Source organism: Mucilaginibacter sp. P5_A4, assembly GCF_056400605.1.
Map to the genome: position 1 here is coordinate 1 of NZ_JBFUKX010000052.1, position 14,801 is coordinate 14,801.

The 14,801-nt window shown below is 42.8% G+C and carries 8 protein-coding genes; 1 reads left to right on the forward strand and 7 read right to left on the reverse strand.

The genetic code is table 11. The features are described 5' to 3' along the window. Positions 1-3,272: cache domain-containing protein (locus AC1DQW_RS23260; protein ID WP_477456236.1), on the forward strand; the 3,272-nt coding region annotated here is incomplete at its 5' end. Between the two features lie 369 nt (positions 3,273-3,641). Here the strand turns inward: AC1DQW_RS23260 and AC1DQW_RS23265 are convergent. The 7 genes from AC1DQW_RS23265 to AC1DQW_RS23295 form a co-directional block, all read right to left on the reverse strand. Further along, the gene (locus AC1DQW_RS23265; RefSeq protein ID WP_477456237.1) at positions 3,642-5,087 is read right to left on the reverse strand and encodes a glycoside hydrolase family 28 protein; all 1,446 of its coding nucleotides are present in this window, start codon (positions 5,085-5,087) and stop codon (positions 3,642-3,644) included. A gap of 1 nt (position 5,088) precedes the next feature. Beyond that, a complete protein-coding gene (locus AC1DQW_RS23270; protein ID WP_477456238.1) occupies positions 5,089-7,392 on the reverse strand; it encodes a GH92 family glycosyl hydrolase in 2,304 nt (767 codons plus the stop codon). Between the two features lie 395 nt (positions 7,393-7,787). Further along, complete coding sequence (locus tag AC1DQW_RS23275; protein ID WP_477456239.1) at positions 7,788-8,630, reverse strand: glycoside hydrolase family 16 protein; 843 nt, start codon at positions 8,628-8,630, stop codon at positions 7,788-7,790. Between the two features lie 29 nt (positions 8,631-8,659). Then, the gene (locus AC1DQW_RS23280; RefSeq protein WP_477456240.1) at positions 8,660-10,525 is read right to left on the reverse strand and encodes a glycoside hydrolase family 2 protein; all 1,866 of its coding nucleotides are present in this window, start codon (positions 10,523-10,525) and stop codon (positions 8,660-8,662) included. 18 nt (positions 10,526-10,543) lie between these two features. Continuing rightward, entirely contained in the window at positions 10,544-11,779 is a 1,236-nt protein-coding gene (locus AC1DQW_RS23285) for a DUF2264 domain-containing protein (protein WP_477456241.1), read from the reverse strand. 10 nt (positions 11,780-11,789) lie between these two features. Then, entirely contained in the window at positions 11,790-13,115 is a 1,326-nt protein-coding gene (locus AC1DQW_RS23290; protein ID WP_477456242.1) for a BNR repeat-containing protein, read from the reverse strand. 51 nt (positions 13,116-13,166) lie between these two features. Then, positions 13,167-14,795 (reverse strand): RagB/SusD family nutrient uptake outer membrane protein, encoded by a 1,629-nt coding sequence (locus AC1DQW_RS23295; RefSeq protein ID WP_477456243.1) that lies wholly within the window; start codon positions 14,793-14,795, stop codon positions 13,167-13,169. Positions 14,796-14,801 lie beyond the last annotated feature (6 nt).

Genomic DNA, 14,801 nt, shown 5'->3' on the forward strand with positions numbered 1-14,801 from the left:
TCATTTTACTGCTAACCATTGCTATCGCTTCCATACTTGCTTTACCCTGGTTAAAGCTTTACCAAATGGGAAATAAAGACCGGCTAACAGCAACTGATGGCATATTTTCCTTTGCAGTATCCATGCTGTTGATGTCGATACTGTTCTTCGCTTTTTTTAAATACAATTTACCCTTCCGGCCGGGCATATCTGCATCAAAATTAACCAGCAGGAATATTGCCAATAACCTGAAACAGCGATTCGATATGGAGATTGCTAAGGCTTACCGTGTTTTAACCCAGGCAGATTTATTAGTAAATTCTCAAAACAACACACCCAACACAAATAATCCCGGAATTGGTGCGCAAAAGGCTATTGAGGACCAAAATGAAAAAGCGATATCTCCCAATATTCAAACGCAATTAAAACTCCTTACCCGGGATGTGGATGTTAACCAGATTTTCTGGCTAAATAATAAAGGGACAGAAGTAAAGGGCTGGTACGCAAAATCAGACCCTTCGCCGCCGGGTAATTACGCCAACCGGGATTATTTTACCAAACTACGTGATAACAGGTCGCTTTATGTAAATAACAACCCCAAGCAGCCTTATTATTTTGACCAGGTAATATCATGGACATCAGGGGTATTCACTTCGGTTATATCCAAACCATCAATAAACAAAAATGCCCCGTACGTAGCTTTATCTGTTAATTTTAAAAGCCTCGATCATGCCATTTTATCAGCAGGCTATCTTTATTGCATCATCAATAACCAGGGCAAGGTATTATATCATGCCAATGCTTCCAAAAACCTTAACCAAAACCTGTTTGATGAGTTCTCAGATTATCAAAGTTTGAAAGCCAGCATAGAAGCACACACCGAAAAGGATTTTGCAACAAGGTACGCTGGAAAAAAATACATAGCTTATGCAAGCCCAATACACGACCTTCCTTATTACCTTGTAATACTTGAAGATACATCGTATAAAAGCATTCGCGATATCAATAATTTTCTCTTCAGTTTTTCAATGTTATTTGCTTTTTTCTTTATCATAGCCGTAATACTGTTGGCAGTCTTTTTGGTTTCCATCAAAAAAACTTACTATAAAAAACAATTCTTTGATATCTCGTGGATCGGTCCCAACAGTTTTCTTCATCATCAGTATAATTTAGCGGTATTCGGTAACCTTATTACTATCGTCCTGCTCATTATATGGTGTAATTACACCACGTTTTTACAGTCCTTTTTTATCCTTTTAGTATCGGGCACGGCAGCAATACTTTTCATAAACAATCTGTATGCTGTATTTTATAGAAAAACTAAGCCCGAGCTATACAAACAAAAAAGGAATGCATCAATTGCGCTAAGCATCATTATTGGCCTTATAAATGTCGCAACATGTATTTCAACAGATGTTTTTCCCCTGTTAACTTATGAAATCACCTTATTCCTTCTTTTAATATTAACCAGGAGAATTCATGCCTTACTTTGCGATAAAGATTTGCTTAAAAAATATAAGGGATGGGATTTTAGTACCAGCTATTCGGTAATGACGTTTACCCGCATTATAATAACGAGCGGCCTGCCCGTAGCCCTGTTTTATACTACTGCTTTTAATTACGAAACAAAGCTGGTTACACGTTACAGGCACACACAATTTATCAAAAACATAATAACGCAAAACCCCTTATTATCAAAAAAGTCCACATTTGAAAATATTTACCCCGATGGTATCTGGATTAACAGGTACAATGTTTTATCCGGAAAACCAGGCATAACGCCGCCCTTAGAAAACTATTTTTCAACAACCTTATTTGATCAGTTAACTATTGATCAAGATAACCTTATACCCGGCATGAATGAGTTATATCACTCCGCTGCAGATAGCTTATGGATTTACAATGGATTATTTACTTCGGGCCAGAATTATACTTATTATAAACAATCGGCCAATTCCTATATCCAGGCCAGTTCCTTCCCTATTCAATATAATTTGCCGGGAATTACAATGGATAAAAAATGGTACCTGGGTGTAACTTACTGGAGTGGCTTTTTGGGTTCCCTCCTCCTTTTTTGCTATGTGTTTCATCATATTTTAAGAAAGCTATTTGCATTAAACCTACCTTCTGAAACATATTGGGAAAACATTGATAACCTTCTGTTAACCGATAATAAGCTTAACTCATTACTTTTTATAATCGGTTCTCCCGGTTCTGGTAAGCTGGATAGTGTTATGAGCTTAATACACGAACATAAAATTAAAGGAAAAAATGCCTCTGCTATAACCTACTCTTACACCGACGAAACCTTAAATAATTGTTTGATTGCTGATATGATTCATATTCCTAATGACGACAACAATCTGACCCAAATGGACTGGAACAATTTAAAAACAGCGGTAAGGGATACCAGGTACTCGCTGATTATTGTAAACCATTTTGAATATGATATAAAAAACCCGGCCACCAACCGTTTAAAACTAAACTTCCTGGAAGACCTTATGCAAAGAAACAGTGCCAAGGTTTTTATAATTTCTACAGTGCACCCTGTTGATTTCCTGGATTCATTAAATGACCTGGAAAAATATAAGAATGAAGAAAAAAGACTACCCGAACATGACCTGGAAAGATGGCATGTATTATTAGGACATTTTAAGATCGTGATAAAAAAATTAGACCCGGGTAAACTTCAAATAGAAAAACATATGGCCTTATGGGAAAAAACACTCCTGTATGAAACAAACAATGGTCACTTTTTTAAAAAGCTGCAAAAACCAATAATAAACCTGCTTAAAACCGAGAGTAAAGGAAACGTTCCGCCAGATTGTGATGCACTCTCATTTAAAATAGGGATTACAGCACACTATTTTTATATGTATATGTGGCAGTCATTAACTAAAGAGGAAAAGTTTCTGCTTTATGATCTTGCGCAGGACGGCCTGGTAAATCCTTTTGATGAGTATAACCTTACTTTACTGCTTAGCAAGGGGCTAATTGTACAAGAAGGAAGTTCTCTTAAACTTTTCAACCGGGGTTTCCGGTATTTTATACTTACTGCAATAGGACGATCAGAAGCAATGAAAATAAAAGAACAGATTAAAGACAATGGTAACTGGAACAAACTAAAAACTCCCCTCCTTATATTGATCATTGCTGTTTTGGCCTTTCTTTTCACCTCGCAACAAGAGGCCTATTCCACACTTATTAAGTACCTTACAATTATAACCGTGGGCATACCTACCGTACTTAAATTATTTTCGTTTTTTGATACTACGGCGCCAAAAAGTTCTTAGAGGCTGTTTGAAAATAGATAAACAGACCGTTGTTGCATAGTACAAAATCACGCGGATTCTGAAGGAGAGAAGGAGTGGTAAAATTCCGCGAAACTCTGAAGGGGAAATGACGTTTTAAAAGGTTTGTCATCCTGAACGGAGTGAAGGATCTATTCGCAGACTGTACAGGGCGAAGAGGCATGGCGGAGAGTAGATCCTTCACTCCGTTCAGGATGACAAAAAGTTTTTTTTTAAAACTGTCATTGGCAGAAACGGAGGATCTCCTTTCGCAGACTGTACAGGGCGAAGAAGCATGGCGAATAATAGATGCTTCAAACGTTCAGCATGACAAAAGGCTTTTTTTGGAAATTAGAAGTAGTTTCTGCTGCTTTAATATTGCTTTACAGCTCCTAATTTACCCGGAAATGCAGATGCACCATCCATATTACTCGTTTTCAGATCGGTAACCTCATGAGTTTCCAGCATATGGGCAAAGTAAGCAGGACGGCCATTACCCCAGTTTACCGAGCTATTGCGAATAGTGATGTGACTGGCCTTATCCAGGTAAAACGCCGAGGTGCGGCCTTTTAACAAACCTTCTACCTGGGCAGGCCGGCGATCATATACTCCTCCCGGCACTTCTGTTGTTTTATTGATAACCACATCAACCTGGTCAAACACAATACCGGAGACTTTATCAGCTGTTTCGGCGCCCACATAAATACCGTTCTCGCTAACACATTTGATGTTGCTGAAATAAATATTCTTCACTTCGCCTACCCGGCCTTCAGTTGCGCCTTTGGGCAAGCGCCAGCCCGCATCTTTATTATTTGTGTTTGCACGACGATAAGCGGTAACGTAAATAGGTTCGGCCTTGCCCCACCATACATCCGAAAACAGGTGCGAATTAACCAGTATATTGGAAAAGATCACATCCGAAACCGTGCCTTCATCCCGGTTTTGGATCCCGATACCCCGGTTACTGTTTTTGATGATGCAGTTGTTTATCAGCACGTGGCTTATCCTGTCCATATTCTCAGAACCGATCTTGATGGCGCAGGAGCGCGAGGTCATGGTACAATTACTAACTGTAATATTTTCGCAGGCGCCAAATTCCTGGTATTCGCGGCGGTTCTTCAGGCAAATACAATCATCGCCAGATTCAATATAACAATTACTGATGCGCACATTTTTGCTGTGGTCCAGGTCGATGCCATCGCTGTTTCGTACTTTCAGGCTATTTAATAGTGTCAGGTTATCAATAGCCACATCATCACAGCCAATTAAATGCACCGTCCAATAAGCCGAATTACGGATAGTAAGGTTGAGGATCCGAATGTTTTTACCACCGATTACCGTTAACAGGTGCGGCCGCGGATCAATAACATTAAAAGGTTTAAGCTCATAGGAATCTGCTAACTCCTTACCCATAAATGATGTGCCGTTGCCATCAATAGTGCCGCCTCCGCAAATTGTTACGTTATTAAGGTTTTCCCCACCTATCCAGATAGTGCCCTCCCCTTTATTTTCGCGAAAAGCGCTTTTAGTATATACGCTTTCGCTGGGGTTGGCTAACAGCGTGGCGTTCACTTCCACCTCAAATTCGATATTTGATTTCAGGTTGATCGGTCCGCTCATAAAAGTACAGCCGGATGGAATTACTACCCTGCCGCCGCCGTTACCCGAAGCCGCATCAATAGTTTTTTGTATCGCTATGGCATTATCTGTTTTACCATCGCCAACCGCGCCATAATCCAAAATGTTATATTCCTTTTGACGGGCAGATGCCGACAAGCAAATGCTGCAAAGAAATATGATCAATAATCTTTTTATCATGCTATTTAACGTTTTCCATGAGGCCTTTCGGTTGCATGGCAGGTTTTGCTCCCCATTGTTTATCTGGTTTGTCCTGTAAATAAATATCCAGTTTACCACCTTCAACAATAGCAGCATAAGTAATATAATTAGTATGCAATACCTTGCCGTTCCATTTAACAGCATATATGTATTGCGCAACTTTGCTTGTTTTATGAGTTGTTACTGCAAAGGTTTTACCATTTGCCAGCCGAATTGAAACTTTATCAAAAATGGGCGAACATAACAGGTACTGGCCCGAAACAGGGTTTAGGGGATAAAAACCAATCGACGCGAAGATATACCAGGCCGACATTTGCCCCGCATCGTCATTGCCGCTCAAGCCACCTGGCCCATCGCCATATTCGTTTGCCAGAATGTTACGCACCTGTTGCTGGGTTTTCCAGGGCGATGCTGTAAAGTTGTACATAAAGGGAACCTGGTGCCCCGGTTCGTTGCCATGCCAGTATTCGTTTTTGTTAAACAGGCTATCCAGCGCGCTTTCCAGTTTGGGGCTTCCCCCCATCAGCTTAGCCAGTCCGGGAACATCCTGCGGCACATAAAAAGTATACTGACGCGGAGTGCCTTCGGTAATATAATATGATTTATTATCCGGTAAGTAAGGGTTAACCCAGCTACCATCGGCATGACGCCCGCGTACCATACCCGTGCTTTTATCAAACACATTGCTGTAATAGGCCGCTCTTTTTATCAATTGTTTATAATCGGCTGTTTTACCCAGTTTTTTTGCCATCATGGCTGTAGCATAATCATCATAGGCATATTCCAGCGTACGGCTCACCTGTTCTTTTTTATGAAATGCATCGGGTACGCTATCTTCAACCGGTATGTAGTGGTATTGTAAATAGCTGTTTAGCGCGCGCCGGCCTTTTCCTTCTACATAATCGGCCTTATTAGCCGGGGTGTCAAAAGCATTTTGACGAACGAGACGGTAAGCCTCTTTTACATCAAAATTGGTAATGCCTTTTAAATAGGCCGATGCGATAACCGAGCTGCAATGATCGCCTACCATTTCGGAGGTATAACTATTCCAGCAGGGGAATATAGGCAGCCATCCGCCCTGCTGCCCTTTCAAAACCAGCGAGTGGGCAATGTCGTTTATTAATGATGGCTTTAGTATTTCAAATAAAGGTAAATGAGCCCGGTAAATGTCCCACAAAGAAAAATCATCATAATAATTGCCGCTTTGCAGTTTGCCTATCTTGTTTACCGAGGCAAATTCCGGGTATAAGCCGTCAACATCGTTATATAAACGCGGCTGTTGCATAGCATGGTAAAACGAGGTGTAAAATATTCGTTTATCTTTTTCGACAGTGGTTTGCAGGGAGATTTGCGACAGCGCCTTTTCCCATGCGGCTTTATTTTTAGTTGCAATGGCTGCAAAGTCACTCCCCGGAATTTCGGCTTCCAGGTTTTTGCGGGCTCCTTCCATACTGCTAAATGATGTGCCGATACGTATTACAATACTTTCACCTGCTTTTAGCTTAAAACCTAAATAAGCACCTATGTTTTTTTGATTACCGATAGTTTTAACACTAAATATTTTACTATCGGCAAATGTGCCGCCGGTAGCTATTGTTTTTTCAACCCGGATAACAAAATAACCTTTAAAGCCGGCCTCTTTTCCCCATCCCTGGTAAATGCGATGAACCGTATTATAGCCTTGTACTTCGCCATTGGTGGAATCTATTTTAACAAAACCCTGGTTATAGTCGCTGTTGGGCGTAATAAGCAAATAAACACTGTCTGTTTTGCCCGCTGTAAATTTCATAATACTGCAACGGGGTGTTGATGTTACTGACGCATTTAAACTGTAAGGTTTTAAATTTATATCGTATTGGTAAGGTGATGATTGTTCATCATTATGGCTAAATTTAACTGCATAATCTGCCGCTGCGGTTTTTAAATGCCCGCTGATGGGCATCACAGTTAAGCTGCCGTAATCCTGTGTACAGGAGCCGCTTAACCAATGTGAGCCACGGATACCGCTAAAATTATCGTCGCTGTACCTATACGGGGGTACGCATTTATTTTCGGATGTTTGGGTTTGCGGAGTCCACTGCGTCATGGCGAAGGGCGTTGTCACTGCAGGTATGGTATTGGCAAATAATTCGCTTCCGGCACCATGTTTAAGCGCCGCCGGCGTAGTTGCTACACCGCTGCCTGCCATTGGTTGTACATATTTAACCACATCCTGCGCTTGTACCCCGCCGCCAATCATAAATAGTGCAATGCACCACATCTTACCTTTAAATCCTAAAATCATCTTCCCGATAACTCTTTTACTGTAATTAATTTGTGTTTATATGGCTTTTGCTCCGTGTAAAAATAGATGAATAGAGCGTTATTGCAAGGTTCCCACCAGAAAAATCCTGAAAAAACAGTAATGACATGTATGGATACCACAACCGCCTCGTGATCGTCATTGCGAGGAGGTACGACGAAGCAATCCCCAAAATACAGATCGGATTTGCAGAGCTACTCTGTAATTCGGGGATTGCTTCGTACCTCGCAATGACGGGTAAGAGGTTTATGTGTAAAAAATACATGCTGATAATCAATAACTTTCAATCATGTCATTATAAGAAACAAAGCAATGACGGCCTGTTTATTTATTTAAAAACAGCGTCTTAGCACTATACCTGTCCTTTTTCTCAAGGTTTATTTCTTTTGATACACCCTTACATAATCAACTTCAAAACGCTTAGGAAACATTGTTGCGGCGGGACTGCCGCCGTTATCGCCGCCTATCGCAAGGTTAAGCAGTATATAATGCGGTTGTTTAAAGGGATTAAAGCCGCTGCCATCCTGGTTAACCAGGTCTTTTAGCTCCACCTGGTTAAGCAGTTGATCGTCGGCATATAAACTGATCGATGTTTCGTCCCAGTCCATTCGCCAGGTATGGAATTTTTTACTCCAGCCGGCATCAAAGGTATTTAGGGCTTTTGTATTACTATACCATTTTGCTTTATATGCAACCGAGGTACCGCAGGCAATATTGGCCAATAGCTTATCCTGGTAATATTCCATGATATCAATTTCGCCGTTTGATGGCCATGGCTTTTTTACCCCAAGCGTCCAAAAGGCGGGCCATAAGCCCGCATCTGTATCTATCCTGCCCCGCATCACCATACGGCCATATTGCCAGCTTTGCAGCCCGCCGGTGTTTATGCTGGCCGATGTGTATTCAATATACTGCCGGTTGGTTTTCCAATTGGTGCTATCGGGCTTATAGGCAGGATTAGGCTGGTGTACCTTTTGCCCTTCTATCACCAGTAAACCGTTATGGCACGCTGCATTTTCAGCCTGGTACCATTGATCTTCATGGTTACGGACAAAGCCCTGTTCAAATTTCCAGTTTTTTGGATCGGGCGCCCCATCTATATTAAACTCATCGGCCCAAACCAATTTATAACCACCCGATGTATCCTGCCGGCTTTGCTGGCATTTGGCTGCATATGGTGTTAAGGCTAATAAGCCAACAAAAATTATCCTGTTTATCATAACAAAGTCAAGGTAGGTATAATGTGCTTTTATTGTTGATGTTTATTGACTAACGCCTCTGCGCTTTTTTGATTATAATAGTTTTGCAGTATGTAAAAGGCCTTCTTTTTGTTGCCCTTATCGTCATAAAATCCTTTACGGTTCCAGCCCTCCTGGTACAGCGGGTTGTTACGTTTAGGTGAGCGAAAATCGGCCATTACCCATGGCGACAGACCTACAAAATTGGCTGGCATACGTTTAAACATAGCTACCTGCTCTTTAAAATACCATTCCTGGTATTCTTCATCAAAACGGGTTAATGAATCGGCGTGAAAGCCATATTTTGCCTCGGCACCTGTTTCACTTATAAATAATGGTTTAATATAGGGCGTGCTCCAGTTGGTGGTACGGCATTTATCGGGCGAGCCGCCATACCATCCCAGGTATTCGTTAAATGCCACAAGATCAACAAACTCGCCAAGCGGGTCGTCAATTATGTTCACATCCTTGCCCGAAGCGTAGTTTACCTCGAGGGCTGCCGAAACCAGGCGGGTATCGTCCAGTTGTTTTGCACGGATGATTAAATTATGCATAAAATTGGTACGTACCGCGCTTATGGGCGTTTCGTTCCCTACCGACCAGATGATGATACTGGCCCGGTTATGATCGCGGGTTATCATTTCATTTAACTGGGCTTTAGCTTTTTCAAGAACCTGCTGATTACCAAAGTCAATAGTCCAGTAAACCGGGATCTCCGACCATACCAGTACGCCCAAAGAATCTGCCAGGCGGGTTATTTTTTCATCATGCGGATAATGGGCCAGCCTTACCATGTTACAGCCAAGCTCGCGGGCCTGCTCTAACAATTGTACGGCATCTTTTTCACTATAGGCACGCCTCACATCCTGGGGTATTTCGCCGTGGATGCAGATGCCCCTCATAAAAACAGGCTTACCATTTAACAATAACTGTGCGCCATGCGCCTCAATGGTACGGAAACCAATCTTATCCTCTGTTCTATCAGTCCCGCTGCTGATGATAACCTTATATAATTTGGGGTTTTGCGGCGACCATAACTGCACCTTCGGCAGTTTAAAACTGATCGGCGTAATTGCTCCCGTAGCAGCAAACTGTTTACTGTAATTAAGTTCGGGTATTTGCACCGTTATACGCTGCGCCGATACCGTATTGCCACTTAATTTCACCCAGCCGCTTACTTCCGGCTGCCTGCCGGGTGCCTCGCCGTTAACCGTTTTTTTAAGCTGGATCACAAAATCCCGGATAAAGCTCTCAGGCATTTCTACCAGCTTTACATCGCGGGTTATACCACCGTAATTCCACCAATCGGTGTTGAGGGTGGGCACTTCATCTGCGTAGCGTTTATTATCAACCTTAACTACTAAATAATTATCTTTTTCTTTGAGCAAACCGGCAGGTACTTCAAAATTAAAGGGGGTAAAGCCGCCTTTGTGCATGCCCAGTTTTTTCCCGTTCAGGTAAACATCGGCCCGGTAGTTTACAGCGCCAAAGTACACAAAGCACTTATTGCCTGTTGCCGGCTTAGCGTAGTCAAATGATTTTTTGTACCATATGGTACCATCGTAGTATAAAAACTCCGGCTTTTGATGGTTCCAGTCGCCGGGGACTTCAATGGAGTATTTGTCGTTATAGCCGTGTTCCTTTTTTTCAGTTTTATTGGCGGGGATCCCATTATTCCAGTAGGCATCGCCGTTGTTTTCGTTCAATTCTTTGTACCGGTAATCATAAAAGCCGGTTTCATAAGGGTCAACTATATACTGCCATGTACCATTAAGACTTAAGGCCTTACGGTTTTGTATATTGGTAATTAAACTATCCTGGGCCTGTGCCGCACAAACGGTAAGCAGCAGGCTGCATAAGGTGATGAGTTTTTTCATATTAGTTTTACATATTTATTATTTGATATCCAGCGCATGATCGGCACTTACATCCTCGCCGCTCCAGATCCTGGCTTCGGTCCATTTTAGGGGGGGGGCAGTCCAGAACTCGTCCGTTTCAGGCAATCCAAGCGGAACAAAAACATTACTGCAGATATACAAGCTGCCTATGGTAATATAAAAATCGGCCAGCCCGGGTTGCTTACCATATAAACCTATGCTAAGCCAGCCATCAGCGGTAAATGTAGATGGCGACTCCAAAGTTTTTTTAATAACAGCAGTTAAGGCACAACGTACCTGCGCGGGTGGTAATGATGCTGGGAGTTGTTTGGCATAGGCCATATTGGCCAAATGGTGGAACACCCCTGCCCTGTAAACAATAGAACGCCCGATCACGGGATAACTGCCATCGGCATTAATCAAACGCTCCAATATTTCGGCATAGCGCTGCCCTATGAGTTTTACGCGCTGCTCTTCGTGCTGGTAGGTTTTCTTTTTTTCGGCCTGCACCTGCAATATTACCCCCAGGTAGGGCTGAATCACGATGCTGTTGTAATAATCAAGGTGGAAGCTCATTCCATCCGAAAACATACCATCGCCAACATACCAATGCTGTGTAAATTCGCGGATGCCGTATTCGGTACGTACAGGGTCATCGCCCAGGTCGTATTTACAAAAGAAAGCCTCTACCATCCCCGAAAACAGGATCCAGTTTGAATAAACCGGCACAGTATTGCGGGTTATTTTTAAAACATCAACCACCTGCTTTTTTACGTTTTCGTCAAGGTGTTCCCATAACCAGGGGCTCCTGACCAGGGCGAGGGCTACAAAAGAGGCATCAACCAAAGGCTGCCCCCCACTCCATTGCAGGTAATCTTTGGCCTGCGGGTTAACCGCGTTGGCTATGGCCTTTAATGCCCAACTACGGTATTGATTGCGTAATTTAACTTCGGCAGGGTCTCCGCCTTCCAGGTTTAACCATGGGGCAATGCCGCTTAGGGTACGGCCAAAAGCCTCCAGGTAGGCCACTTTTGAACGGCTTTCCTTATTATCAATATGCTCAGCCAGGCTTACCGGCATATTTTGTTTAAGCTTATCCTCAGCCAGGTTTGATAACACCGGGCGGGCAACTTTATCCATGTAAGCCAGCCATAGTTTTCTATCGGCAAAACCGCCTGATGGTTTAGTTTGCGCGCTAACCAGGTTAAATATTAACAGGGCCAGGCAACAGCTTAATATATTTTTAAATTTCATATTTTTAATATTAATTATCAGCGGGTTTCCATTCCAATACCTGCACCGGCTGGGAGCTTATATTGGCCTTGCCTTCGCCATCTACCTGCACCACTTTTTGTACAAACAGGTTGAGCACTTTTTTATCCTTCCACAATTCGGTATCATAAGTTGGCTCCCATGCGCCAACGTCAGATGGGGAGAGATCACTAACCACCCACTTGTTTTCATCCAGGTTATGCGTTACGGCTATAGAAACCTTATCGCCACGCTCGGCATCCCTGAAAATGAGGGCTGCCGCAAGGGTTTTACCCTGTTGCCAGGCAACAACCTGCGGACGCGATACCGGTATACTTTTGGTTCCCATCCCGCTTAAACTAAAAGCAGTTTTACGGAAACCCATATCACTATATTTCCACATGCCCTTACTTTTATATATGATGTGGTATTGCGGGATGGTTTGCCCTTCTTCCCGCCAGTAGGTAGCTATAAAAGGGGTGCCATTTTCGTCAATGAACATGGATGTCTGGTTAATCAATTCGCTTTTTTGAGGGATTGTACACGCGTATTCGGCGGTAGCTGCCGTTATCGGCAGGTCATAGCGTTCGCCTATTGACTTTTCCCAGGTTAAGCCACCATCTTTTGAGCGGGCATAACACATATCATGATTACTGGATACATCCGGGCTTTCGCGCCATACCCACGACAGGTGGATGGTTCCTTTTGCATCAATGGCCATTTGCCAATAAGCATTGCGCTTGCCTTCGCCATCAATTAATTTGTTTTGAATATTTACCCATTTTTGAGTAGCTACACTGTACTTGTTTAACACCAGGTTACCATTTCCCGAAGCGCCGTCCCGGTAAAGAAACAGCAGATCGCCCTTAGGCAATCTGTAAAATTCAGGGTAGCTTACCCGGTTTTCATCAATCCCGGTCATAGGTTTGGGAGCTGATAAAGTAAGGCTTCCCGGTTTTATGCCGGTTACATAATTTAACGGCTGGTTATGAAGTCCCCATGCCATATGCAGATAGCCTGCCCCATCAACCATAATGCTGATGTCTTTATGTGCATCGGTTGCATCGCCTTTATAAGGCGTAAGCTTGATTTGCCATTTAACCGTCCCGCTTTTTCTTTTTGCTAATACAATGTACTGCTCATTGTTATAATAGGCAGCATATTGTTCGTCCTTAAAAGTAACAAGGGAGTTTTTACGAAAGATAACGGTATTGACCGAATTATTAGCCCAGCCCAATCCTATGGTGCTGATTTTTACAGTATTTACCTGTGCATTTACCGGTTTGCAACCGCAGATTAATGCACAAATAAGGAGATGTTTAAATAGGTTTTTGATCATAAAATTAAAGTATGTGGCAATGGTAAATTGCCACATACTAATGTAAACATATTAATAACCCGGATTCTGTTCTAAAACAGCATCTTTATTTAACTGAATTTCTGTTAAAGGTATAGGTAACAATAAATTTTTAGCTGCCAGCCCGGTTGTTGGATGCTGTACATCGTTGGCATTTAATCGCTGTGCACGGTCAACTAAGGTACCGGTTCGCATTAAAGTCATCCTGCGGTTTTCTTCACCAATCAGCTCACGGGCACGTTCGTCTAAAACAAAGTTCAGCGTCATTTGGTCTGCTGTAACCTGTGGTGCGTTTGCCCTGGTTCGTAAAGCATTTATTGATACGGCAGCATCCGCAGTTTTACCCTGCTTTACCTGGGCCTCTGCCAGTAACAGGTAGGTTTCGCCTAAACGCATCATGATAAAATCCTTAATCATGGCATAGCCAAAGGTGTCATTAGGATCAAATGCGCCCCATTTGGTTGTACTTGGACATATTTTATACAAGGTATCCGGTCCGGTAAATGGCACCGGCTTACCTAACAGCGCCGGCTTGGCAGGATCATTATAGTAATATTGCCTTTTAATGCTGTACTGAGAATTGCGCATATCGCCGGTTGGATATAAGCCATATAAAACCCAGTTACTAAGTCTTAGCCTGCCAATGCTACGGCCGCCCAATGAATCACAAATCGCCAATCCGCTGATATTGTAATAGGCAGCACCCCAAACACGGCGTTGCTGGGCATTATCAACATTACCACCCACTACCGAGCTTGGATTTTCCTGCTCAAGCACCCATATTGCCTCACTGCTTCCCTGGGCGCGCCTTTGGTTGCCGTAAACAAACATATCTGAATAATAATCACCGGCTCCTGCGGCCCTTACACCATAGCGGTTTTTTACAAGGCTAAACTTGCCGCTGCTAATAATAGCCTGTGCCTGCTGTTCGGCCAGGTCGTTTTTACCCATACGCAGGTATACTTCTGCAAGCAATTGCATAGCCATGTATTTATTGGCCCTGCCTGCCGGCAGTTTACCTGTTGCATCAAATTTTGATGATACACCGCCAACATCAGTAAGGTTGGCCGCTGCAAAAGTAAGATCGCTTACAATCTGCGCGTTAACATTCTCAAGAGATGCACGTACAAAATCTGTTTTAGGGCCGGTAAGTGTATGTACCACCAACGGCACTTTTCCAAAAAGTGTTGCTAAACTATTATAAGCATAAGCTCTGAAGAATTTGGCTTCTGCACTTACAGCATTCTTTCCGTTAGCGGTAAGACCCTTAACACCAGATCCTTCTACAGCATCAACTATAATATTTGTATTATTAATTAACGCGTAATATTTGCCCCAAACATAGGAGGCAGCGGCATCTGTTGAAGTTAATGTGGCATAATTATAGTACGGCACTTCAATTCCCTGCTGATTTGCGGTAGCATTGGCTACATCTGTACCAACCTGCCAAACACTTGGCCATCCCTGCGCGCTGGAATAAGTAAGGATACCGGTAGTGTAATTATACAAACCCACTAATGATGCCTGAAGGCCCAATGAATCTGTTAATGTTAAAGGTGTATATGCGGAATATGGTTTTTCATCCAGGTAAGCTTTTTTACAGGATGCAAATGCGATAATAAGCACTGATACCGAAACCAATATAATTGAATACTTTTTCATGTTTTT